The sequence below is a fragment of the Streptomyces sp. NPDC056628 genome (assembly GCF_042792555.1).
GTDB lineage: Bacteria > Actinomycetota > Actinomycetes > Streptomycetales > Streptomycetaceae > Streptomyces.
Genome location: NZ_JBHTWG010000018.1, coordinates 29,597 through 53,970 on the forward strand (window position 1 = coordinate 29,597; position 24,374 = coordinate 53,970).

The window sequence follows — 24,374 nt, forward strand, 5'->3', positions numbered from 1 at the left end:
TGTACTCATGAGTACCACCCCGTACCAGGACGCCGTCCCAGTCGAACTCGCACTGAACCGTGCGCTGCGGTGGATCGATCGACCTCGCGACACCAGCGCCTGGATGTGGATCGGCGGGCGGGCGGGCAGCGGCAGAACGGCGCTGCTGCGCGAAGTCGTCGCCCGCCACCCTGCCGCGGTGTACGTCGACTGCGCCGACAGGTCCGCGGAGGAGGTGGCCCGGGGCGTGGCGGCGGCCCTTGGCGTCCCCGCCACGGACTCGTTCAAGGGCAACTTCGCCACCGTCGCCGGTCAGATCACCAACGACCCCGTGGTCATCCTCGCCAACACGCAGTGGGCCGGGCGGCTGCATACCTCGCGTGAACCGGAACGTGTGCTCGGTCACGTGGCACGCGCGCTGATCGAGCACCATCGGCGCGGCCTGCGGATGCGCTTGCTGGTCGAGGTCGATGACGGTCCAGGCAGGGTCGCCGAGTGGCGGGGACGCCAACTGACGCTGGAGGGCGGCTTCAATCCCGGGCCCGCCCTTCTGCAACAGGACGACGAGGCGCCTCTGTCGTCCGCCCTTCGCGCGCTGGCCTTGGCCGAGCACCGATTCGTTCCCCTCACCGTATGGTCCGGTCTCTGTTCGGCCCTGGGCCGGGACATGCCCCCGAGGCCGAGCTCGACTCCCTGCTCGGCGATGCGGCGGCCGCGGAGTGGATCCACCGGACCGACGACGGGACCGGCACTCCGCTGGTCTCCCTCAAGCAGGAAGCAGCCGCCCGGCACTTGCGTGCGCAGATGCCCGCCGACGAGGCCAAGTCCAGCCACGCGCGCATCGTCACCACCCTGTCGGCCGCAGACGCTTCCGACGCCACGCGCTGGTACGCCGAGCGCGCCCTGGCCGGTCACGCCGCCGCAGCCGACCGGTTCGAGGCATTCCTCGAGGACACCGAGGCAGTCGCCAGGGTCGGATTCGCGACGCTCTTCGAGGCGTTCGAGGCCGCCTTCCACGGGCAGCCCATCACGCAGGGCACTGCGGCGGCCCGTCTCCACTACCTGGCACGCCGTGGTGGGCAGCCTTCGTCCCAGGGTGAGTGGCTGGCCCTGTTGCATCTGACCTTGATGCAGGCCGGATCGACGGAGAGAGCGGCCGCGGATCGGCTCCTGGCGGCGGCCGGACCCGTGGCCCTGCCTTGGCGGACGCTCTGGGCCCAAGGTGTCGGTGCCGACGCGTTCCGTACGGACGCCCTGGTCAAGCGGCCGATCGTCCGAACTCTCCGGATCGCGCACACCCCATCCGGTAACGTGGTCACAGCCCGCACCCGCCGCGACCACATCGGCACCTGGGGCCTGGCCACGGGCGCACCACGCCCCGAGCCCGGCGAGGCCACGAGCACGCCGGGTACGACGTCAGCGGATCAAGGGCCCCAAGGATGGCGGCCTGCCGGAGCCGCGGACGGCGCAGTGGATCTCCCCCGCATGCCCGAGTACGTTCGTCGGGGCGTACGCCTGGGAGATCACCTTGCTCTGGCCTCCACGGACGGAGTGTTCGTGGTCGAGATCAATCAGGGCGCAGGGCGGGAGGCCTCCTCCGGTCTCCTCAAGCGGCTGGTGAGCACGGGAACGACTCTCGCTCCGGCGGATCTGCCGGCCACGGCCCTGGCCCCCACGACCGATTGGCTGACGGACCTCTGGGACGTTACGGCGGTCAAGCGCTTCCCGCAGGAGACTCTGCCGTCCGCCCTCTCGGACGCCGGCGCGCGCCAGTTCCTCTCCTCGGTCGGCTTCCCCTGCGTCACGGGCTTCCTTGAACTGGACACCACCGGCCTCGCGGACACGGGCCTTCGCCCCGTCGCCGAGCCGACCGAGCAGGAACCCGCCTACTACTCGCTCGGCTGGTGGCAAGGCGCGCGTCTGCTCCTCGACGGTCACGACGGGAGGGTGCTGCAAGACGGTTCATCCGGGATCGAGGACGCGCTGGCCGGTAGCAGTCTCAGCCAGTTCGTCGCCATGGTCCGCCTCTACTACTGGTGGTTCGCCTCCGACTGGTCGATCGAGGACACGGAGTCGGACGTACGCCATTGGCTCGATCTCATCGACCCCGACGCGTACCGGACTCAGGGGTGGCAGAGAGTCTTCGAGGACTACAACTTCGAAGACCGAGTCTGACGGGCGGATCGGGGGTCGGTCGCACGCGGCGAGTTCGGGCCTCGCTCGCGATGACGGCATCCCCCTCAGGTGCCGCGACAGCAAGCCGTGTCGGTAACGTCATGGACCGCGTCACCACTCATGGAGGGGGAAACACGAGTGCCCGAGATCAGCGCTGAGCACTGGGCTCGTATCGAAGCCTGACGGGAGTTGCCCGCGGGCCAGCGGCGAGTGTTCTCCGTACTCGGCCCGGCGCTCAGTGGCAAGACCGCGTATCTGGGTGCTGTGCGGGACCGCTGGCCCAGCGCCACACTCATCGACTGCAGGGGTATGAGCGCCGACGCGGTGGCCACCCGCATGCGCGAGGAGTGCCGTGCCGCTCCCGTCGGGCGCCCCTGTGTCCTCCTCCTCGCCAATGTGCAGTACGCGGGTGAGACGGTGACGTCGACCGAACCGGCCCGTGTAGCGGAGGTTCTGGCTCCGGGGTTCCGACGGTTCCAAGGTCGTGAGGTCTGGGTCATGGCGGAGTACGACCCTGATCTCGTGAGATTTCGCCGTATCGCCGAGTACGAAGTCACCTTGCCGACACCTGCCTCGGCCGCGGAGACCGCCGGGGAGGAGCCGACCGCGGCCGGGTGGCTGGGCGCACTGGCCGATGCCGAGCTTCGTCAGGTGCCGGTGCCGGTCTGGCAGTTGCTGTGCTCCGCGCGCGGGGTGACCGCGGAGGCGCGCACGCTCCTCTCCTTCGCCGAGAAGCGCCCGGACGTCCTGGCCGTGGACGAAGACCGGTCATCGGTCGCGTTCCGGTCCGAAGCGTTTCGCCATGCATGGCGACGCAAGCAACCTTGGGATTCCGAGATCCAATCCCGCGCCGTCGACGCCTTCATGTCCTCGACGACGGACGGCGACGGACCGGGGCTCTGGTCGGAGCAGGGCCCTGTGAGGCGGTACGCCGCTCAGGCTCTTCCCCTGCATGCAGCCCTGGCCGGTGTTCTGCCCCAACTCCTGAACGACGGACGGCTGTTGGCCCAGTTCTCGGTCACCGCACTGCGTGCGGCCCTCGCCGTCGCCCACCCCGACGGTGTGCCGTACGGAAGTGTGGCCGCGATGCTGCACTATCTGGAGGTCCAAGGCGTCTCCCCCTCGTCACAGGGTGAGTGGGTGGCCTGGCTCCACCACGCCGCGCTCAGCTCGGGCCGCACCGAGCTGGCCGACGGACTACTGGCCGCGGGCGTTCCGTTGCCGTGGCAGACCACGTGGACCCACTGGCGCCCCGCCGGTATTTTCGGCCGCATCCAGGGCGACGTCGGGCGCGTCGATGGACTCGGCGTCGTAGTCGCGGAGTCGGGCCTGAACATCGTCACAGCACGAGACGCGACCACCGGCAAGATCGCTTACCCGAAATACCGGTCCTTCGCCAGGAATGGAGCCCGACGACCGGGGACCCTGTCGCGGCTCCGGTCGAGGTGCACGCCTCTCTGTCCGACGCCCCTCTCCCCTGGAGCAGCCCGCGACGCTCCGGAGGTCACGAGGCACCGGACGTCATTTTCGCCGAGCACACGGACAACGGCTGGAAGCGGGAGACGCACGCCGTACCTGAGCCGCCCTCCTGCCCCCAGGCCGTGACCAAGGGCCTCTACGTGACGGGCACTGGGTGCTCGCCGGCACCGCGGGCCTCTTCGCCGTATCCGTCGAAACCACGGCAAGCACCGCCCAGGACACCTACCCCAAGCGGCCCTTGATCGCCGCACACACCCGTTCCGCTCCCTGGCCGCTGCCCCGTCCGCGGCCGCCGCCCTACGCGGTGAAGGTTTGCGGGACTGGCTCGAGGAGACTTTCGGCGCAGGGACCTGTCACCAGCTCGCGGATGGACAGCTCCCGCACGGCCTCACGGATCCCGCCGCACGGGACTTCCTCGCCCGGACGGGTCTGCCGGAGATCAGGGACTTCCTGCACCTGGACATCACTCCGCGCGGGAACAGCCCCCTGGTCGAAGTGGCCTGGCCCGGCCAGGACCGACACCTGCCCCGGCAACGCCGCGCCAAGAGCGAAGCACCCAGCAGCGGCCCGTTCTACGAGCTCGGCATGTGGATGTACTCCAGACTCCTGCTCGACGGCAGCACCGGCCGGCTCTACCGGGACGGCACGGGCGGCTCCACCGACCCGATCGCCGGCAGCAGCCTCACCCAATTCTTCGCCATGGTCCGGCTGTACGACGAGTTCCGAAGAACCCACTTCCCCTACGTCACCGACCACAAAGACGCACAGGACAACCTCGCCAGGTGGTGCGAGCAGATCGACCGCCCCGCCTCCCAAGCCGAGACCTGGACGCTCATCCTCGAGGGCTACGACTTCGAGGACAGCACATGGGACCTGGCCTCCTACGGACTGGAATGGGTCTGAGCCGCAGTTCAAGAACCCCGACGGACCCGTCCGACGGCGACAGCGGCGGTGATTCGGAAGCGCGCAGTGCAGGCGCAAGCGCCCGCAGAGACGCGACCCGGGCAGCTCTACCAAGAAGAAGGACGACGTCGCCTTGCATGCTCCACTCGGCCCAAAGGAAGCCGTCGATCAGCTCCGCGCACGACTGAACCGCCTCCCTCCCACGAAGGGCTTCCTGTATCTGGATGGCCCTTCTGGCGCTGGAAAGAGCCGACTGCTCCGGGAGTTCGCCGACGCGACGCCCGGTGCCGTGCTCATCGACGCCGCAGGCTGTACCGCTGAGCAGATAGCAGATCGCGTAATGCGCGCCATCGGTGTCCCTTACGAGGACAACCGATCCCTCTTCGCTCTGTACCTACGAGCAGAAGACCAGGACCTCAGTCACGTCGTGATCTTGACGAACACCCAGTGGGCCGGGACAACGCGGCACACAGATGCACCCGAAGAAGTGGCCATCAGTGGCATCGTCAACGCGTTCGGCCTCAAGTCCGGAGACACTGGCATCAAGTTCATCGTCGAAATCGACAGTGAGGTGTACGGCCTCAGCCGGCGTTCGTACGAACTCGGCACCTGGATCGGCGGCATCCTCCTCCTCGACGGCCCCACCGGCCGCGTACTGCGACAATCACGCAAAAACGCGGTCGACGGCGACCGGCTCGGCGACCCCCTCGCCGGCACATCCCTGGCCCAGTTCACCGCCATGGTGTGCCTCCAGTGGAAGTACATGCTGGCCTACCACACGAGCGGCGGCCTCGACGGAGACGACCTCATCGAAGAACTCAAAACCTGGCTCGCCGGCATCGACCCCGCAGCAGCAGCCACCCGCAACTGGGGACACGTCACAGAGACCGAAGAGTTCGACTACCTGTACTGAAGCACGAACGACGACCGGGGAGACGCTCGAGGAAACCTGGGGGTCACTGCTGACGGCACCTCACAAGCGCCACATGATCGTGGCCTGGTGTGTAGCGCGAAGTACGGCGAGGCGTGGAGCGGGGGGAAGTTGACCCCTCACAGGGCCCTGCAGCAGGCGGAGAACTGGCTCACGACACCTCATCGGCTGCACCCGACGCCCGCGATTCGCGGTCTGGACGGTGCCGGCAGGACCGACTTGCTGCGGGAGCTCGCTGAGCGGTTGCCGAACGCCGTCTTCCTGGGCTGTCAGGGCCTGGATGCAATTGACATCGCCCGGCGCCTCCACCAGAACGGGGTGTCGCACACAGGGGGGCGATCCTTGCCTGCCGCCGCGCGGGCGATCACCCAGGCCGAGGTTGCCCCGCTGGCGAACGCGTACTGGGCCGACGGTTTCGTGACCTCCTACGAGCCAAGTCGGTTCACGCGGGACATGATCGGCCGCCTCCGCCGTTCCGCACGACCCCCGATCCGGTTCGTCATTGAACGCGAGGCGGATGAGCCATGGGTATTCCTGCCGTCTCAGCTGTGGTGCCGCGCCCCGCCGCACGGAACCGAAGCCCAGGAAAGCGACCCGTGGTCGCCAGAGACACTCACATGTGCTTGCGTGACGCTTGTCGATCCGCCGAAGCAGGGAGCCAAGGTCCGTGTTCTCTCCACACCCCTAACGTCTCGCCCGGGACCAGCTGATCGCCCAGATTCTGGACTGGTGGGGTGACGAGTCGTCGGCGAACACGCAGTTGGACGTCGTCAGCCTCACCGGTGGGGCGGCAGTCCTGGACGGAGTGCGCCGGCAGATCCCTGGGAGTGTGCTGGTCGATGCCACGGGGGCTGATGCGGAGAGCGTGCTCCGAAGTGCTCTCAGGGTCGTCGGGGTTCCTGAGGACGAGGCGCGGCCCTACGCCTGGGAGAGGGCCGCGCGCCGCCACGGCGCCGGCAAGCTGGTTCTGATCGCCCATGCCGGGCGGGCGGGGCTGACGCGCACGTCCGCGCAGCCACTGCTGATCCGTGACCACGCCGCGTCAACTCTCACCCTCGAAGGGCCGAGCGTGGTGCTCGACACGCGGCCGTCAGTTCTTGAGGCGTCGCCGCACAACAGGTTGTCACTCTGGCTGGATGACAACTCATCGGGCGCTGTTGCAGCGGTCTCCCAGTCCCTGGAGATCCGTGCGCTGGCTTTGTCGGAGCCGCGGCAGGTGCCCTGGGAGGTGTGGAGCGAACTGGCCCGGGCGGCGGGTGCGGAGGAGGCCGACGGGACGGAACTGCGCGCGCTGGCCGACCGATTCCCCGATGTGCTCACCGTGACCGGTGAAGAGGTCTCCTTCATCGACGAGGCGGTCGCTGAAGCCCTGCGCCGTGACACGTCGGCGGAGTTGAGTCAGCAAGTCAACAGCCACATGGTCGGCTGGCTGCGTGGGCTGGCGCCGCGGCTGCGCCACCCGGACGGCTGGGCCGCCTCCGGCCCCCTCGGCCGATACACCGCGCACGGTCTGGCCATGCACGCCGTACAGGCCGGCGAGTTCGACACACTCCTGCGTGACGGCGAGGTCATGGCCAACCTCCCGCAGTCCGCCCTCATAGACGCGGCACACTGTGCCCACGACGGCTCCGTCCCCGACACGAACGCCGCCGCAGACGCCGTCTACCTGCACATGTACGGGGTGACGCCTGCCGCGCAGGGTGAGTGGGCGTCCTGGCTGCACTTGATGGCGACGGCCCGCAACGACACCGACCTGGCCACCTCCATCGAGCAATCCGGAGTACGGCTTCCCTGGAAGGTGCGCTGGACCCACTGGCGCCCACCAGGCGGATACGACCCCAGCTACCTCAAGCCCGGCCCCGCATCGTCGCTGTTCGACGTGCGCTGGCACGAACGCCCCGCCATCCTCTCCAGCGCCTACGCCAATGGCATCCATGTCTGGGACGCCGAAACCGGCGACCTCCTGGCCGGGCCCTGGTACGGCGACAGCCTCCCCGACGAAGCCACCTCCGCACTCACCTGGCCCACAGCACCAGGCCAGGCCCCTCCCACCAACCGCAAGGAACTCCGTGCACTCGCCGCCACCGAGGAAGGCCCCGACGACGAGTTCCTCCCCGCCCTCCTACGCGTGGGCAGGCTGACCGTACTCGCCGGCCCGGACGGACTCTTCGCCGTGGAAGGCACGAGCCCCGCACCCCTGCCCGGACCACGCTCCTGGGCACCAAGACCGCAGCCGGGCCTGCCCGCCTCACCGACGCCTCCACCACCACGGCAGCCGACCTGCCGCAACTCTTCTCCAGCGCCCGCGTCCTGCGCACCCCACCCGAGTCCCTGCCACCAGGACTTACCGACAACACCGCCCGCCGCGTCCTCACCGACATCGGGCTCCCCGTCATGCAGGAAAAAGGCATCCGGCTGGAACCCGACTACGACAAGTTCCTGTTCGAACTGTCCTGGACCGAGGGCCTGCAACCCCCAGCGGAAACGGGCCCGTTCTTCCAGATCGGCCTCTGGTCAGGCGCCGAACTCGTCATCGACGGCCCCACCGGCCACATCCTGCGCATGCCCCGCAGCACCGACGAAAGCGGACTCGACGGCTACCTCGTCGCCACCGACCTCGACCGCTTCCTCGCCATGGTCACCTGGTGGATCACCGGCCACCGCATCCTCAACACCATCGAGAACCGCGACGAAGAACACCTCTTCCGCCAGCACATCGAAGACGCCGTCTGGATCATCGACAACGCCGGCTCCCAAGCCCAGATCTGGACCTACGCCCTCTACAACGACTGACACACCAGCCGCCTCCACACCGGAAGCCGCGTCGAGGACCCTGCCGCGAGACGTGAGGCGTGAGGCTGAGACACCGTATGGAACGGGTCCCGCCTCACGCCCCTTCGAGAAACGCCAGCCCGAACGCCAACGGCAAGGTGGCCACCGCGAGGACCAATTTCCGAGGACAGCACATGGGACCTGGCCTCCTACGGACTGGAGTCGGTCTGAGCCGCGCGATTGATGGTGCCACGAACTTCGACGCGTGGGATTCAGCACATTCCGCGCCGAAAACGCAGCGTCGCCGAACCGACCGCGCTGCCTCGGCTTCAGCCCTCGATGTGCGCCAGGTAGAGCATCAACGGCGTCGAAACGAGGGCGAGCCCGAGCGCCCCGAGCGCCATCCCCGTACGAATCTCCCGCTTGCCTCGGACGCCCAAATACGCTGCGACCAGGGGGATTACGCCCGTCAGCAAGTAGCTGAATCGCCAGCCCACATCGTTGGCAAGGAAGACCATGAGCCCCCAGCAGGCCGGGACGGACACGACACTCATATAGCACGATCGGGTTAGGAAACGCTCCAAGTCGTCCACCCCGCCGAAGAAACTCATCGAATCTGTCCTCGTCGTCTGCTAGACGGCCTGGTGGTCGTAACTGCTCGTGTTCACTTCAGGAAATCCGTCCGCCGCTGAGAAGCCGTTGACGGCTGCCGAGGCGGCCAGGGCGATCGCGCTCAGCGCCATCGCGAACCTGTCGAACGTCTTGGCGGCCTCTGCCCACATCTCCATGATGCGCACAGCCTGGGCGGCAGCCAACGCAAACATGCCCGCAGAGGCGACCTGCCCCCCGACCGGAATCGCGTTCACCGCCCACGCTGCGGCTAGGTTGACCATCCACACGACGAGCATGTCACAGAGCGTGACGAGGATCGCTTTGAGGGCTTCAGCGAGCTGGAAGGCCAGTTGTGCGGCCTGCGCGTAGCAGGTCCGCAGGGATTCGAAGGTCTCCTTGATCTGATCCAGCTTCTTGCTGAATTCATCGAAGTAGACCGTGGCGGCGTCCGCCGCATTGCCGTCCCAGCTGAGCCCGACGTTCTGGGTGCCCTTGCGCACGTTCGCAGCAACCGCATCGCAGAAAGAAGCGAGGTTGTTCCATACATCAGCGCAATCGTTGTACTTGTTCCAGTCCCCGAACACCCAGTTCGTGCACACGGCGAAGGGATCGAAGTCGAAGAGCAGTTTGGACGCCTCGACCGCCATGGCCGACGGACTGCCCAGGTCGAGTGCGCTACCAAGCGTCTTCTGAACGGGACTCATCTGGTATTCGTCCGCATGGCCCGACAAGTATTTGACGAGCGGGTTGTTGCTGTCCCCGTCCGGCGGCTTCAGCATGCCCGCTGCGTCACTGGCGTCCGAAAAGTCGTGCGGGCTTCCGCCGGATGTGCCGGCCGACACCTTGGAACCCGGATAAGTGGCATCGAGCTTGGCGGCCTCATCCCGGTCCGTGGCCCGATAGTAGGTGGCCGACTTCGCCAGTTCCTTCATGGAGGAGTCCAGCACGCCACGAACTTTGGCCAACGCCTTCTCGGCCTCGCTCACGTACCGGTCGTGATCTCCGGAGACAAGATCATAGAGGTCCCCTCCGCCCTTCTCGATCTGGGTATGGGTCCGCACGTAGGCCACGGCCTTCTCACCCCCCTCGGCGGCTCGCCCGATCAGCTTCGAAAAGCCGTCGATCGCGTCGGGATCCACATTGAAGTCCACAGTTCCCCCATCACCGCCTCAGCGGGCACGTCGGTCGTCCTGTCTCGGGGAGCCGGCCCAAAGCCACACGGCCTCCCGGACACTCAGTACAAGGACCAGCCACGTCCGTCGTGACGTGACTTCGCGTCCGACCGGTTCTCGGACGCGGCACGCCCCTCTTCATCCTTCCGCCGCTCCTGGAGCTGGTGCTCTCCCTCTGCGGCGAGCTCCTCACGCTCACTGTCGGACATGGCGGCCCACTTCTCAGCCAGTGGCGTCGACTGCTGGACGGCCTCCTCCGCATACACCGAGACATTGGCTGCTTCACGCAGCCCCATCCGCCCGGAGAGAACTTCCTGTGCCATTTCCTTGAGTGCCGGACCACCCAGACCTGAGGCCAGATGCTCAAGTGACTGCCGCAGGATCTTCGCCTGAGCAGGGTCCTGCTGCGTCATCTCCAGGAACTCGGACTCGTCTACGCGTTTCTCGGAGTCGTCATGGGCGCTGTCCAAGGGAACACCTCATCGGAGGTCGGCGGGTCTCGACCGGCGTGAATTTACCAATGCGCCTGCGAACCCTTCAACACACCGCGGGCGCCTACTCGCCTGCTTCGCCTCAACTCGGCTGACGAAAAACGGACATAGCCTCGGCAGAGAGGTGGAATGGCCCCGTGGAGAGTCGGCCACCGAACTCAGCACGTGGACTCTTGGGGACACACCATCACCCGAACTCGCTCCGCGCCCAGTCCTCCCCGACCCCCGAAGCGGCCGGAGGACTGGAGGGACGGGACGCACGGGGAGCTGCGGTGTGGGCAGCCGCCGCGGGCACGGCGGGCGGGTCGGCGGGTGATGCGGCGGCCGGAGTCGGGTCGCCGGATGCCTGCTCCCCAGCCGTCCCGCCATGCCCGCCCGTCCCGCCATGCCCGCCGGTCCCGCCATGCCCGCTCAGCGCGTCGACTCCCCGCTGCACGCGGTCACCGGCCGCGCCTGTGACCGCCTCCGTGCCACGGTCGATGTACGTATTCGGATCGAGGTAACCGGCGAGCGACGAGCCCTCTCCTCCCGTGACCTCGGTCTTCAGGCTGTCCAGGTACTCGCCGCCCGCCTTCTTGGCGACGTCGGCCGTCTCCCCGAGATCGATGCCGGAACGAGCGTCGAAGTAGGCCTCGATGCCCTGCTGGCCGACGTTCTGGGCCATGCCGACGGCGGCCTCGCGGGCCTTCTCCTTGGCCGCGTCGACGACCTTCTCCTGGACGATCTGCTTGACCTGCTCCTTGACGACCCGCTTGGCGACTTTCTTCAGGGCGTCCACGGTGGCGTGCTCCATGGCCTTCGTGACGGCCTCCATGACCTCCTTCTTGAGGCGGTCGAGCAGCTCGCGGACGATCACACGGGCGGCCTGGGTCGCGCCCATCGCCCCGAGCTCGGACAGCCCGAAGGTGAAGGGCGCCGCCGCCTGCGCCGCGATGATCTCGATGGCCAGGGCGATGAGCTGGGCGATGACGGAGAGCTTCGCGGTGAGGACCGCGATCGCGGCCGCGTCGAAGGCGAGGGCGATCACCTCGCACGCGATGCTCGCGTCGGGCAGGTATCTGTCCTCGCCGTTCGCGCCGGTGTAGGCGCCCCAGTCCTTGCTGAAGCCCTCGATGGCCGAGCCGACATTGCCGGCGACGACGGTACGGGCGAAGCCTTCGCCCTGCGCCTGGAACTTCTCGAGTTCCGCACCGAAGCCGCGCCAGGTCTCGGCGACCTGGTGGAGCGCCTCCTCGTCGGCCTCGGGCCAGTTGTAGCCCAGCAGGTCCAGCACCCAGACGAGCTCGCCGGGCAGAGTGAGCGACATGTGGAATCCCCCTGGTCCGCTCAGAGTTGACCGGCGATGCCACTCAGCAGGCCGCTGTTCGAGGTGTCGGAGGCGTCGTACGTGCGGGCGTTGTCCTGAAGTGTGCGCCCGATCTGCTGGAGCCGTGCGGCGAGACTGTCCATCGAGGCGAGGATTCCGTCCCGGATCGGCGTGTAGACCTCGCCGAAGACATCTCCGAAATCGGCGTCCGACCAAGGCTCTCCCAGACCTTCCAGAGAACTCTCCAGTTTTTTGGACGCCTTGGCGAAATCGGCTCCGAGGTCAGTGAAATTCTGGCCCTGCCGTCGCAGCACAGCCGTATCCACGTCGAATCCGCCGAACGTCATCGCATCTCCCCCGAACTCCCGGTGCAACACGTCATATTGCACGACAGGCCGGTAGCTTAGACTCCTCGCGCACGACCCGGAAAGTCGATGGGTCAAGAGATCGCCAAGTTGACCAAAGGACCCCCAAGTGGTGACGTCACCGCCGCATCACCCCAGCTCAGCCAGCCTCTGGACGGGACGGCTCATAGGGCTCGGAGCACTCCTCGCGGCTGTCGTCATCGCCGCGGTGGCGATTCCGGAACTGCGCGGTGAACTCGCGGGAGAGGGAACCGAGGGAACCCTCACGGTTTCTTCATGCGAGGCACACACGAAGACTCGTTACGGTACGCACCGACGTTCCACCGAACTCCGGTTCAACTGCGCCGGGACCTGGACCGCGCGGCACGGTGACACTTCGTACGAGGACGTGGAAGTGGACACTTCTTCGCGTTTCGAGACAGGTTCGAAGATTCCCGTGATACAGGTCGACGACACGTTCGAGCTTCCCCAGGACCGCGATGCCGGGGACGACGCGGCCGTCGTCGCGCTCTGTCTCTCCCTGCTGGCCGCGGGCGCCTACTGCCTGCTGACCGGCTTCGGTGCTCGCAACGGCATCGGCTTCGCCGCGTCCTGGCGACGCCTGCCGGCCGCCACCGTCACCGGCCCCCTGCTGGGCGGCCTCTTCGCCCTGGGTCTCCTGGCGGCGTTGATCTGCGCGCTCGTCCTGTGAAGCCCGAATCCGGGACCGCCCGCCCCGAACACGCGCTCTCGCCCGTGACCACCCCCGTAACCGCACCGTGAGGAACACCCCCATGGCACAAGTACAAGCGAGCTCCACCTCGTCGGGATCGAGCGCGGGCGGCCTCGGCCGGCTGATCGGCGTCGGCCTGATCCTGGTGAGCGTGATCCTCCTGGCCCTGGGCGCCTACCTCGGGCCGTACACGTACTCCACGTCCACCCCGGGCAAGCTCACGGTCGAGACCTGCACGGTCGACTACAAGCACCGCAGCGGTTCGTCCAGCACCTCGCGCAAGCGGACCAAGACCAGGTGGTGCTACGGCACGTTCACCGCCACCGACGGCTCCGTCAAGGACCTCAACGCCGAGTTGCGCAGCGACTCCCTGCACCAGCGGGGCGAGGTGATCGATGCCCTGAAGACCGGTGACACGTCCTACCAGCAGGACCACGGCTGGGTGGGTTCGATCGCGGTCGGCTGCGCGTGGTGGTTCGGCGCCCTGATCCCTCTCGCCCTCGGACTTCTGTGCACCACCACGGGCTTCGCCTTCGGCGGCGCCTCCGACTTCAACCGTGCCAAGCAGGCGGCGGGACAGGGTCTGCTCAGCACGGCCTACACACTGATCGCGGTGGGTGTGATCGGCGTCGGGATCAGCCTGCTGGTGATGTTCTTCGCGTAAGCGGAGCAGCACTCCGCCTGGGCGGGGAGAACCTCACTGGCCCCCGTACGGCGGCTGCTGGCCGTAGGGATTCTGCTGCTGGGGCTGGGGGGCCTGTCCGGGCGGGGGCGGATAGCCGGGGGCGGCGTTCTGCTGGTACGGGTTCGGCGGGTGCGCGTTCGGCTGATGCGCGTTCTGCGGGTACGGCTGCTGCCCCGGGGGCGGGTACGCCGGCTGCTGGGGCGGATAGCCCATCTGGGGATGGCCGTGGTGGCCGGAGCCGGCCTGACCAGGTCCGGAGGACCGGCGGCCGCGCACTACGGCGAAGACGATTCCAAGGCCGATCAGCACAACGAGGCCGACCATCAGGACGATTGCGCCCATGGAAGGTGTCCTTTCTCGATAGGTGGGGGGAACGGTGGGTGGCCGCCCCTCAGTGCCCAAGCCTGCCGCAGGACGCAACACGGCACATGGCGGGCGGCCCGGAATCAGCCGTGACGCACGTGACAGTCGCCGTTCACGAGGTACGGACAGTTCCTGTGCGGACGTCCTGCAGCGACGCCCCGATCTTCAGGTACTGCTGCACGCGACGCCTTGCACGCCTCCGCCCGCGCAGCACCACGACAACGGAGGTGATGGCGAGAACGACCGTCCCGGCGTCCCCTACCCCGAAGGTGGTCACGCCGAGGATCGGGATGGCGGCCAGGAGTGAGCGTAGGAAAATGTAGTTGGCGTGTGCCTCGACCGGAGAGGCGGGGTGGATCGCCCTCACGCATTCCGGGTCGGGAAGATCGTGATCAACACCGGGTACCGCGTCCGGTAGTTCCGCCGAGGGATCGGCGGTCACGAGCCAACCGGCGACGAAACGGCCGTCGTCCAGGACCAGTACGCCGACTCCCACCGACTTCGCGTACGCGACGTCACGGCCATCGCGGTACCAGTAGGCCGTTCCCCGCGCGCCCTTGAGGTCCTTGGCCAGGGGCACGTGGTTGACGATGTCATCCAGATAGAAGTGCAGAAGCAGGTCGTCGCCGTCCGTACTCGCCATGTGGACACGCGGTTTGAGGTGTGTGGTCACCCGGCTGGTTGGCGGGCGCTCGTCGATGGCCACTCCCACCCCGGTGACACGGACCGGCAGAACGCGCAGCCGCTTCTTCTCGACACCGCGAGGAAGGTGCCCCACGGGATCTGAGCGCCATCTGCCGACCAGGGCCAACAACCAGCAGGCCGTGAGGTACATCGACGTCACCAGAATCGTCCCCGCGTCTGCGCGTCCGCCGATCTGCTCCTCGAGCCATTGCCTGTCGCCGATGAGGTAGCCGCTCTCCGGGGAGGAGGGCGCGAAGAGAACCCAGGTCTCCTCTCCCCGCAACGGCTCCCTCCTCGAGATCAGTCCCGTCTCGTAGGTCTCCGTACCTGTCTCGTACGGCACGGACACCCGCACGGTGGAGTCGTACTGCCGATTGCGCCCCGTCCCGATGCGTTCCGTCGACAGGACTTTCTCGATCTTGGTGGAGCGGATCGCGTGCCCGGCATCGAAGATCGTCCAGGCGGCGGGAGAGGGCGACAGCACAGCGTGGGCGACGAGAAAGGCGACCGCCGGCCAGCACATCGTCGCGAAGTTGACCCACGCGTTGCGTTGGTCGGCCCACCATCGCCTGCCGGCGCCGTCACCACGGCCCGAGACGGGGCGCCGGACGAGGAAGATGCTCGCGCCCGCAGCCACGGCGCCCACCATCAGGCACGCGAAGAGATCCCATCGGGGCGGGCGGAGGGAGGGATGAAGGAGGGCGATGGACACTGTGGCGGCGAGGGAGAGGCCCAGCAGGGTCAGGCAGCGGACCAGGGCGCTGGAGCCCACCGTCATCCGAACTCTTCTTCGAGACTGCGCTGCTCGCGCCCGAACGCCGTGTGCGGCCCTGTGGCTTCCTTCTTCTCCCGACGGCGCTCGGGGTCTTCCGGGGATTCGGGGCGATTGGCGAGTTCTCCGCCGGCGCCCGCCAGTCCGGCGGTGACGCCTCCGGCGGGGCCCTCGACGGCGAAGTCGGGATTCTCGCCGCGCCGTCCGTAGCGTGAGGCGTCCCAGTCCCTGGCCGTGGGGATGGCGTCCCTGTACCGCCCGGCGGCGCCGACGGTCGCCCCGCCGACCGCTCCGCCTGCCGCGTTGACCCCAAGGTTCTTCAGCCACGCGGGGTCTTCGGTCGTGGTGAGGGCGGTGTGCGCGTCCGTGGCGAGGCCTCCGGCCATATTGCCCACGGCGCCGCCCGCGGCGTTCTCGACGAGCGCCCCCGCCGCGTCGCCGAGTCTCGGGAACACACGGCGCGTGAGGGCACTTGCCGGCCCAGCGACGGGGGTGCCGACGGCGGCGGCGAGACCTCCCTGCCACGTCGATTCCCACACCTTGGCCGCGTCGACGTTCTCGCCGGAGAGGCCCGCGCCGAGTAGGGATCCGCCGGTGTTGCCGACCCAGTTCACGAAGAACCCGGCCGTCAATCGGCTCATCGTCCCGGCCTGCTGGTAAGCACGGATGGCCAGGGCGATCCGGCGCAGCAGCGCGCCCAGGCGGGCGGAGATGCGGACGGCCTGGGCGGCGAGGCGGGTGACGTTCGCGGCGGCGGCACCGCCTGCTACGCCGAAGCTGACGAACGACAGGGCGACACCGACGCCGATGGATACGCCGATCTCGGCGTAGATGGCGTGGATCTCTTCGTTGACGGCCTCGATCTCGTCGGCGACGGCGTCGAGTTGTGCGGCGATGTCGTCGTACTCCTCGACCGCGTCCTGGACGGCCGCCTTGAACTCACACCAGTGGTTCTTGAAGGCTTCTGCCGCCGGCCCTCGCCAGGTGTGGCCGACGGTGTCCTCTACGTTTCGGTCGAGAGCTTTGAGGAGACCGTCCGGGCCTGCGACATCCGACTTGAGCTGTCGCCAAGCCTTGGCGGCCTGTCGGAGTTCGGCCGGTCGGCCACCGGGGTTGATGAGCTCGAGGCCGAGTTCGATGAGCTCTTCCGTACCGGTCTCGTTGCCGCTCACTCGTGTGCTCCGGTGCTTTTACCGAAGAGCACAGCGACATCGCCGTCGGTGACTTCTGTGTTCTTGTTGACCTGTCGCAACGCCTCGGCGAGCGTGTCCAGGTGCTCGTGAACCGCTGCCATGGCGGCGGCTGCGGTGGTCGAGTACTCGATATAGGCGTTCCGGACTTCGTCCGACTCCGTCAGAAAGCCGAAGCCGTCGGAGATCGCCTCTTCTCCGGTCTCGTCCCGGAATTTCTTGAGATAGGCGCGCAGGTCGTACGCCTGTAACTCGAATTTCTTGGCGAGATTCCGACCCACGCCGTCTTCGTAGTACGCCGAATTGTCAGCCATGGCGCCCCCTGCTTCCCCTGTGCACGCTCACGCTCGTACTGATCTCAACGAGCGGTGACGGCACCGGTTTCGCACACACCGGCGCCCCGGGCGTGTCGCTACCCGGGGCGCGGGGAGGGGCGTTCCTGTCAGGAGTACGGGTTCGGGTTCTGCGGGCCCTGACCAGGGTGCGGCGGGTAGCCCTGACCGTGGGCTCCTGCATTGGGGTACGGCTGGTAGCCCGGCCCCTGGGCTGGAGTGCCGCCGCCGGAGCCGGGGCCGCCGTTGTTGCCACCGTTGCGGCGACTGCGGAGGACGGCGAGGAGGATGCCGCCGATGACCACAACTGCGGCGATGCCGCCGAAGAGGAGAATCGTGCCGGAGGACGACTTCTTCTTCTTTTTCTTGGCGTGGGTGGTGGTGCTGTCGCTGTGGTCCGACCCGGCCGCGGAATTCGCCGAGGTCGACGATCCCTTGAGGAGGGGGCCCTGCTTGGGCCCCTTGGGGATATCCATGGTGAGGGCGGTGCCGGGACGGGCGATGCCGTAGCCGAGTTCGCGGTCCGGGGCCTTCTTACCTTCATGCTGAAGGAACGACGCGGACTTGACCAGGCGATTGATGATTTGCCCTGCGGTCAGGTCGGGGTACTTGGAGCGGAGGAGGGCGACGATGGCTGATACGTAGGCGGTTGAGCCCGAAGTACCGTCAGCCACTACGTAGCCACTAGAACTGGTGGGGTCAGCCTGAGGGGTTTCAACACCAGGCGCTGCAACCGTTACGTTGCCAGTGTTTGATTTCGACCAGAAGTTGAGACCCTGATCCACAGCGGATACGGCGACCACACCCGGGAGAGCAGCAGGATAGTTGACGGTGCCAGCATCATTTCCCGCACCAGCCACTACCACTGCGTCATGATCTTGCGCGTACTCAATCGCCTTAGCGGCCTTGGACCCGGGATACGCGGAAGAGTCAACCAGCGACAAATTGATCACGGTAGCGCCATGATCCACCGCGTAGCGAACGCCATCGGCCCATTCTGACGTGGTGAGCTTGTCGCCCTTCCCACCAGTACGAATCGGCAAAATTTTTGCCTTCGGCGCAAGACCCATGACTCCCGATGCGCCATTCACTCCGTGACCGTGTCCGGCGATAAGGCTGGCCATACCGGTTCCATGCCCATCATCGTCCTTGTGTGGATCGCCGGCGTTGGTGAAGTCCTTTCCGGGCAGGACCTGACCCGTGAGATCGGGGTGACTAGCGTCAACCCCCGAGTCAATAACCGCGACCGTGACGCCTTCTCCCTGAGACGTCTTCCACACCTTCTCAGCGTCATAAACAGTCAGAGGCCATTGAGCGTCTCGCACCTGATCAGCTGATGCCATCGGCGCCGAGGTGAGGAGCAAGATGCCCGTCAACGCAACGACTCCAGTGGTGGACCGGACTCGCTTGACACCCATTCCCTTACTCCTCACTCAGCTTTGGCTACACGAGCCTGGATCGGCGGATGACGGCATGCCGTTCATTTCACTCTCGATGCATTCAACGGCTCGGGTCTCTTCGTCCACGACCAGGTGGTAGTCGCGGCGGCCACGCAGCTGTTCTCGTCCTCGGATTGCCGGTTGCGGCTAGCTCTAGCGCCGCGCTGGGGCCGCCGTGGCTGCCAGCGGACCTGCGCTTCGCCCGTGCACCCTCGGTCGCGACAATCACACTGCCGCGCAACTCACCAAGAACCTAGGCCCGTCGGCTTCGACTCCGCCTGGCCTACTGGGCCTGCTCCTGTGGCGCCCACAGGCACCGTGACCAGCCGCATCGCCGCCTATCACACCGACGGATTCAGCACGCTGCCGCACCCCGGGCGTGTCGCTGCCCGGGGCGCGAGGTGGGCGTTCCTGTCAGGAGTACGGGTTCGGGTTCTGCGGGCCCTGACCGGGGTGCGATGAGTAGCCCTGGCCCGCGGCAGCATCGGGATACGGCCGGTAACCCGGCGCCGGAGAGGGCGCACCGGCGCCAGGGCCGCCATTGTTGCCGCCGTTGCGGCGACTGCGGATTACTACGAAGGCGATAACGCCGATGACCACTACTGCGGCGATGCCGCCGACGAGCACGAGGTTGCTGGACGAGGGCTTTTTCTCGGCTTGAGTCGCAGAGTCCTTGCCCGGGGACGACTGGTTAGAGACAGAAGCTGCATCGAGCTGCCCCAGAGGGTTCTTCTTCGACCCGGCCGGGACGTCCATTGTGAGCGCAGAGTACGGTCGAACGATGCCGTAGCCGTACTTCTCGTCAGGCGCCTTCAAGCCTTCGTGGTGGGCGAACGTAGCCGTCTTGATCAGACGGTTGATCACCTGGCCTGCGCTGAGATCGGGGTACTTGGACCGAACTAGGGCGGCGGCGGCAGACACGTAAGCCGTGGCGTCTGAAGTGCCGCTTCCCACTCCGTACCCGTTAGACATCGTGGGGTTTGCGCCAACAATCTTGGCGCCTGGGGCAGTGAGCGTCAATCCTTTTCCGGTGTTTGAGTCGGCCCAGAGATTCGCCTTCTCATCTACGGCACCCACTGAAATAACACCAGGCAGGGCCGCCGGCTCACTTACAGCAGAGTACCCATCGTTTCCCGACCCGGCCACAACAACCACGTCGTGTTGTTGGGCATATGCGATAGCTTCTCGACCGGCGCTCAACGTCTTTCCGCCATCGTTAGCGATGGAAAGATTGATCACCTTCGCACCGTGATCTACCGCATATTTAACTGCCGCACCCCAGGTCTCGTCGAGATTCCTATCAGAATCCTTCCGCAGTGTACGCAGGGGCATAATTTTAGCTTTGGGTGCTAGACCGATCACACCCGAAGAGTTCCCCGCACCATGCCCGTGGCCAGCGATGAGACTGGCCATCTTAGTACCATGGCCGAGGACATCATCCTGGGCGTTTCCATCGCCAGTGAAGTCTTTGCCTTCAAGTACCTGACCCGTCAGATCAGGGTGACTGCCGTCGACGCCGGAATCAACGACGGCAACCGTGACACCGGCACCTTCGGACTCGGCCCAGACATCCTCTGCGGCGAAAGCATTCAACGCCCACTGTTGATCCCGGACATAATCAGCGAAAGCGGCTGGCGCTGCAGCGAAGAGCAAGGCCCCCGTCAGACTCACGACTCCCGCCGTGGACCAGACTCGTTTAAGACTCACTTCATGGCTCCTCACTCAACTCCGCCTGGCTACGCCAGCCCTCGTACGAGCGAGCCGCACGTACGTCGTGCGGCTCGCTCAGGTGGCTACTCGATGGTTCGCGGTACGTTCCGCTTCCGGTCTTCCTCCGAGATCCAGGTCTCTTCGTCCTCGACCAAGTAGTCGGGACGGTCTCCCTGGCTGTTGTCATCCTCAGGTCGCCGACCCTTGCGGCCACCCATACCACCAGCCATACCACCGGCCATGCCGCCGCGCCCAGTTCCGCCACGGCTACCGTGCAGGCCAGCGCCACCGCCGGCGCCCTTCCCGGCAATGCCCTTAGCCGCGCCAACTACACCGCCTCGAGCCTTTGCAAGAGCGCCACGACCGCTGCCAGCGCCAGCACCACGACCAGCTCCACCGGTCCCTGCGCCACCCATGCCGCCGATGCCAGCCCGGCCACCTGTGCCGCGCCCAGTCGCCGCGCCGCCACCGTTCATGCCGCCGCGACCACCGGTCATGCCGAGGCCACCCCGGCCAGTGGTGGCACCACGGCCGAACCCGGCACCGGTGCCGGACGGCACAACACCAGGCCCCTGAGCGCCACCAGCACCAAGGCCGCCGGCACCATTTCCCGCTCCGGGCCCTGACGTCGGGCCCGGACCAGTCAGACCAGGAGTGATGCTATCCACCTTTGTCTTCGTCGTCGGCGGTAGCTGCGTGCCCCCCGTGATGCCTTGGTCGCGGGGCACATTAGGGGCAGGCTTGACGCTGTTAGTCGGACCAGCGTTCCACGGCTTGGGCGGCGCTCCTACCGTTCCGGGCCGCGACGCACCCCCCGTACCAGGAGGTGTCACCGGCGGCGGGTACTCGATATCACGGTTCGGCTCCTTGACGGTGCCGTCAGGGTTCTGAACGACCCGGTTCCTCTGAAGGTTACCTGTGATGCGCATGTATTGAGCGCCCAAGTTTTCCATTACCGCGACGCCATTGAGCTGGGCCTCTCGACTCGCACCGATCTTGCCCTCATTGATTTCTGCCACCTCTTTGGCAGTCAGCTTTCGGTCCTTGAGGTCACTGGCAACGGCTTCACCGTTGTCCCACTGCCAGTCACTCAGGGCGTCGCCTAGCTTGGCCCAGCCGCTAGGCTCCTCAATCTCGTCCAGTTGCGCCTTGTACCTCCGCAGCTGAAAACCCGCGTCGGACATTTGGCCACTGTTGAGGTCGGCATGCCAGGCGGCGTTTCTGAGGCTCTGCGAAATTTCACGCGCCTTCTTTTCGAAACTCCGAGCTGCGTCGCCTTCCCAGTGTTCCAAGACGTTGTCGACCGCCTTGTCCAGAAGACCAGCGATACCGCCGCCTTCCCCGCCGGAGAGGATTTCATTCACTTTGCCCCAGTGGCGGCCGACCTCTTCGATCGCTCCCGGGTTTGTGCCCTCAAGCATTTGCTTGAGTTCTTTCAGTGAGTGCTCGATGAACTGCGTCCTGGTTTGCGGACGTCCAGGATCCGCAACGCATGTGTCGTTCACGATCTCAGGCTTGGGCAGATCTTTGTCGCCAGCCACTCTGAACTCCTCCCTATAATAGGTGATTCTCGACCGCTCTACTTTGCGTACGAGCCGCTCGAGCCCCCCGTGTCACCACCCATTTGGTGCTTGTTCGCGTACTCCTGCTCGGTGTACTTGTCCTTGACCTTGGAGGTGCTCGTACCGAACTTTTCGATCAGGCCGTGCAAGCCCTCAATGACTTTCTCAAGATCAGTCTTCATGGTCTTGTGAGCCGCATGCAGATCGCCCGCCTCCATAAAGAGGCAAGAGTTCCCGAACGCATCCATCGGGATCTCCGTGTTGTACCGCGACGTCTGCCCCGCCTTGTCCATGTCGTCCAGCAGCGTCCACAGCTTTCGGATGACCTCGTCCAGCGCGCTCAGGTCAACCCGCATCCCGTTACTCATACCCCGTTGTCCTCTCCCCTGTTGTCCAAGTCCTCGGCATCCCCGGATGCCTGCTCATCGCCCGGTCCGTCGGGTGCGCCAGTCCCGTACGGCTACGCCGCTGCCCGCGATCACCAGGGCCAGGGCCACCCCTGTGCCCAATACGTAGATGGCCGTGCGGCGTTCACGTTCCGCCTCGGTCTCGCCCATCGTCACAGCCATCGGGACGACACCGCCAGACCCGGCCTTCACCGGCGGGTCCGGTTCCGGGGTCGTGCCCGGGGTGGAGTCGTCCGAGAGGGCCGCCACAGGGTCGACGACGCCCCAGCCGATGAAGCCGTTGGGGCCGCGGCCCGGGCGCTGGGCGGTCTCCTCGATGCGGGTGGCGATCTGGGCCGCCTTCCACTCCGGGTGCTTCTCCTTCAGCAGGGCCGCCACGCCCGCCACGTACGGCGCCGCGAAGCTCGTGCCGTCAGCGGTGCACTGGCCGCCGCCCGGGACGGTGGAGACCATGCCGACGCCGGGTGCCGCCACGTCCACGAAGTCGCCGGACTGCGAGAAGAAGGCCCGCTCGTCGTTGCGGTCGGAGGCGCCGACCGCCAGGACGCCGTCGTACGCGGCCGGGTAGGTGTCGGCGAACTTGCCGTCCGCCCCGTCGTTGCCGGCCGCCGCGACGATCAGTGCGCCCTTCTGCACGGCGGAGGCGACGGCGGCGCGCAGTTCCCCGTCGTCCTCCTTGTTCGCGGTGTCCGAGGAGATGTTGATGACGTCGGCCCCGGCGGCGACCGCGGCACCGATGGCCTGGGACATCGTGCGGGAGTTGCCCTGCTTCTCCTCGCCGCCCGTGTAGCGGTAGGACAGGATGTCGGCGTCGGGGGCGAGGCCCACGAAGCCGGTGCCCTTCAGCGGGCGGGCGGCGATGATGCCCGCCACGCGTGTCCCGTGACCCTCGATGTCCCGGGTGGCGGAGCCGTCGACGTAGCTCTTGCCGCCGGCCACCGCGGCCGTCAGCTGCTGGTTCCGCTTGTCCACGCCCGTGTCGATCACCGCGACCTTGACGCCCTTGCCCGTGGAGTGCTCCCACAGCTGGTCCAGGAGGATCCGCTGGAGCGACCAGGGCGTGGACTTGATGACGTCGCCGCCGAACACGCACTCGGTGCTGGCCGACAGACCGAAGTCCGGGCCGCCGTCGGCCGCCGCCGTGGGGGCGAACGGCGTCGCGGTGACGCAGATACCCGTCACCGCGAGCACGCCGAGGACCCGCTTCAGTGCGCGGGTCCCACTCGTGCGGCTACGCGAACGGGCCTTGTGGCCCTCCACGTTCAGGCCCCTCATGTCCAGGTCCCCAGGGCTTCCTTGTCGACGGTGTCCCGGCCGACGGCGCGTGTCCCGCGCCGTCGGCCGATGTGAAGATTCGGCGGATTTACCGTGTGCAGTCCGGAAGATGGTGTGAACGCCCCCGAAGCAGAGGTCGGCCCAGCGGACGCCATGGCGTCGGCTGGGCCGAATCTCTTCATCCGATGTCCCCCGGTTCGCCGGCCGGCTCAGCCCCAGGTGGAGGCGTTGCTCTTCTCCGTGGCCTGGTAGTTCTCGGCGGCGCTCTGCAGGGCGGTGGAGATCTTCAGCAGGGTGGAGTGCAGGTCGGCGGCGGTCTGGTCCCACTCGCGCTGCTTGCGCTGGTACCCCTCCTGCGCCTCACCTTCCCAGGTGTTGGCGACGCGCTTGACGGCGGCCTCGAGGTCGTCCAGCTGCTGCTTGATGCGGCCGGCCGTCGACTTCACGTCGGTGGACGCGTTGGTGATGGTGGCGTAATTGACGAGGATCGACATCGTCATTCCCTTTCAGGAAGATGCGGAGGAAAGTCGCTGGAAAGAGGGAGGAGCGGACGCGTCCTGCCGGTGGACGGCACGACGCGCGAACCGGTACGGCTCGATCAGCCGAAGTCCGACATGATCTTGCTGATCTCGGAGTTCTGCTGCTCCTCGGACGCGGAGTAGTTGCTCCGCGTGGAGTCCACGGCTTCCTTGATGTCGTTGAGGATGTCGCTCATCTTCTTCGCGTCCGCGTTCCAGCGCTCCTGCAGCTGGCGGTAGGACTGGGCAGCCTGGCCCTTCCAGCCGCCCGCGATCTGGTCGATCACTCCGTTGAGGCGGCGGATCTCGCCCTGCAGCTGACCGTTGGCCGTGCTGATGTCGCTGGAGAGCTTGGTGAGTTCGTCCTCTGTTACCCGGAACTGGCCGGCCATGTGAACCTTCCCCCATGTCGTCGTTGGTCCGGGAAACCTGATGCCGTTGCCCGGAGCTGCTTCGCACGCTTGAGCGCTGCAAACACTCTATCGCCAGCCTGTCACTCATCCACAGGCTCGGCCAATCAGTTACACGCCTCACACACAC

23 protein-coding genes are annotated in these 24,374 nt (G+C 66.8%); 7 read left to right on the forward strand and 16 right to left on the reverse strand.

Annotated elements, in window-relative coordinates:
• Positions 1–783 precede the first annotated feature (783 nt).
• From ACFRAC_RS21840 to ACFRAC_RS21860, 5 genes are all read left to right on the forward strand, one after another.
• Positions 784–2,154 (forward strand): SUKH-4 family immunity protein, encoded by a 1,371-nt coding sequence (locus tag ACFRAC_RS21840; protein WP_382926053.1) that lies wholly within the window; start codon positions 784–786, stop codon positions 2,152–2,154.
• A gap of 309 nt (positions 2,155–2,463) precedes the next feature.
• Positions 2,464–3,759 carry a hypothetical protein gene (locus ACFRAC_RS21845; protein ID WP_382926055.1) on the forward strand — a complete coding sequence of 432 codons (1,296 nt, stop codon included), beginning with the start codon at positions 2,464–2,466 and terminating at the stop codon, positions 3,757–3,759.
• Positions 3,760–3,945: 186 nt separating this feature from the next.
• Complete coding sequence (locus ACFRAC_RS21850) at positions 3,946–4,536, forward strand: SUKH-4 family immunity protein (protein ID WP_382926058.1); 591 nt, start codon at positions 3,946–3,948, stop codon at positions 4,534–4,536.
• A gap of 133 nt (positions 4,537–4,669) precedes the next feature.
• Positions 4,670–5,449 (forward strand): ATP-binding protein, encoded by a 780-nt coding sequence (locus ACFRAC_RS21855; protein WP_382926060.1) that lies wholly within the window; start codon positions 4,670–4,672, stop codon positions 5,447–5,449.
• Positions 5,450–7,171: 1,722 nt separating this feature from the next.
• Entirely contained in the window at positions 7,172–8,260 is a 1,089-nt protein-coding gene (locus ACFRAC_RS21860) for an SUKH-4 family immunity protein (RefSeq protein WP_382926063.1), read from the forward strand.
• Positions 8,261–8,568: 308 nt separating this feature from the next.
• Here ACFRAC_RS21860 and ACFRAC_RS21865 read toward each other — a convergent pair whose 3' ends face one another.
• The 5 genes from ACFRAC_RS21865 to ACFRAC_RS21885 all read right to left on the reverse strand — a co-directional run bounded on the left by ACFRAC_RS21865 (position 8,569) and on the right by ACFRAC_RS21885 (position 12,209).
• The gene (locus ACFRAC_RS21865; protein ID WP_361347184.1) at positions 8,569–8,850 is read right to left on the reverse strand and encodes a hypothetical protein; all 282 of its coding nucleotides are present in this window, start codon (positions 8,848–8,850) and stop codon (positions 8,569–8,571) included.
• 21 nt (positions 8,851–8,871) lie between these two features.
• Complete coding sequence (locus ACFRAC_RS21870; protein ID WP_382926066.1) at positions 8,872–10,002, reverse strand: hypothetical protein; 1,131 nt, start codon at positions 10,000–10,002, stop codon at positions 8,872–8,874.
• 83 nt (positions 10,003–10,085) lie between these two features.
• On the reverse strand, positions 10,086–10,493 hold the full coding sequence (locus tag ACFRAC_RS21875) for a hypothetical protein (RefSeq protein ID WP_382926069.1): 408 nt from the start codon (positions 10,491–10,493) through the stop codon (positions 10,086–10,088).
• A gap of 208 nt (positions 10,494–10,701) precedes the next feature.
• On the reverse strand, positions 10,702–11,820 hold the full coding sequence (locus tag ACFRAC_RS21880) for a PE-PGRS family protein (protein WP_382926071.1): 1,119 nt from the start codon (positions 11,818–11,820) through the stop codon (positions 10,702–10,704).
• A 20-nt stretch (positions 11,821–11,840) separates the two neighbouring features.
• Entirely contained in the window at positions 11,841–12,209 is a 369-nt protein-coding gene (locus ACFRAC_RS21885; protein ID WP_382926074.1) for a WXG100 family type VII secretion target, read from the reverse strand.
• Positions 12,210–12,621: 412 nt separating this feature from the next.
• Between ACFRAC_RS21885 and ACFRAC_RS21890 the strand changes: the two genes are divergently transcribed.
• A complete protein-coding gene (locus ACFRAC_RS21890; RefSeq protein ID WP_382926077.1) occupies positions 12,622–12,876 on the forward strand; it encodes a hypothetical protein in 255 nt (84 codons plus the stop codon).
• An 82-nt stretch (positions 12,877–12,958) separates the two neighbouring features.
• Complete coding sequence (locus ACFRAC_RS21895; protein WP_382926080.1) at positions 12,959–13,561, forward strand: hypothetical protein; 603 nt, start codon at positions 12,959–12,961, stop codon at positions 13,559–13,561.
• 33 nt (positions 13,562–13,594) lie between these two features.
• On the opposite strand, the gene ACFRAC_RS21900 is transcribed toward ACFRAC_RS21895, so the two are convergent.
• From ACFRAC_RS21900 to ACFRAC_RS21950, 11 genes are all read right to left on the reverse strand, one after another.
• Positions 13,595–13,924: a hypothetical protein gene (locus tag ACFRAC_RS21900; protein WP_382926083.1), complete on the reverse strand. Its 330-nt coding sequence runs from the start codon at positions 13,922–13,924 to the stop codon at positions 13,595–13,597.
• 133 nt (positions 13,925–14,057) lie between these two features.
• Positions 14,058–15,407, reverse strand: coding sequence for a hypothetical protein (locus ACFRAC_RS21905; RefSeq protein WP_382926086.1), 1,350 nt, complete (start codon positions 15,405–15,407; stop codon positions 14,058–14,060).
• Positions 15,404–16,573, reverse strand: coding sequence for a WXG100 family type VII secretion target (locus ACFRAC_RS21910; protein ID WP_382926089.1), 1,170 nt, complete (start codon positions 16,571–16,573; stop codon positions 15,404–15,406). Before ACFRAC_RS21910 ends, ACFRAC_RS21905 begins: the two co-directional genes overlap by 4 nt.
• Positions 16,570–16,905: a hypothetical protein gene (locus ACFRAC_RS21915; RefSeq protein ID WP_382926092.1), complete on the reverse strand. Its 336-nt coding sequence runs from the start codon at positions 16,903–16,905 to the stop codon at positions 16,570–16,572. The genes ACFRAC_RS21910 and ACFRAC_RS21915 overlap by 4 nt, the downstream gene beginning before the upstream one ends.
• Before the next feature lie 128 nt (positions 16,906–17,033).
• Positions 17,034–18,299, reverse strand: coding sequence for a S8 family serine peptidase (locus ACFRAC_RS21920; protein WP_382926094.1), 1,266 nt, complete (start codon positions 18,297–18,299; stop codon positions 17,034–17,036).
• Between the two features lie 477 nt (positions 18,300–18,776).
• Entirely contained in the window at positions 18,777–20,033 is a 1,257-nt protein-coding gene (mycP, locus tag ACFRAC_RS21925) for a type VII secretion-associated serine protease mycosin (RefSeq protein ID WP_382926097.1), read from the reverse strand.
• A 122-nt stretch (positions 20,034–20,155) separates the two neighbouring features.
• A complete protein-coding gene (locus ACFRAC_RS21930) occupies positions 20,156–21,613 on the reverse strand; it encodes a hypothetical protein (protein WP_382926099.1) in 1,458 nt (485 codons plus the stop codon).
• Positions 21,614–21,651: 38 nt separating this feature from the next.
• Positions 21,652–22,002: a hypothetical protein gene (locus ACFRAC_RS21935; RefSeq protein ID WP_382926102.1), complete on the reverse strand. Its 351-nt coding sequence runs from the start codon at positions 22,000–22,002 to the stop codon at positions 21,652–21,654.
• 54 nt (positions 22,003–22,056) lie between these two features.
• The gene (gene mycP / locus ACFRAC_RS21940) at positions 22,057–23,316 is read right to left on the reverse strand and encodes a type VII secretion-associated serine protease mycosin (RefSeq protein WP_382926104.1); all 1,260 of its coding nucleotides are present in this window, start codon (positions 23,314–23,316) and stop codon (positions 22,057–22,059) included.
• A 209-nt stretch (positions 23,317–23,525) separates the two neighbouring features.
• The gene (locus ACFRAC_RS21945; RefSeq protein ID WP_055623213.1) at positions 23,526–23,816 is read right to left on the reverse strand and encodes a WXG100 family type VII secretion target; all 291 of its coding nucleotides are present in this window, start codon (positions 23,814–23,816) and stop codon (positions 23,526–23,528) included.
• A gap of 98 nt (positions 23,817–23,914) precedes the next feature.
• On the reverse strand, positions 23,915–24,226 hold the full coding sequence (locus ACFRAC_RS21950) for a WXG100 family type VII secretion target (RefSeq protein ID WP_055623214.1): 312 nt from the start codon (positions 24,224–24,226) through the stop codon (positions 23,915–23,917).
• Positions 24,227–24,374 lie beyond the last annotated feature (148 nt).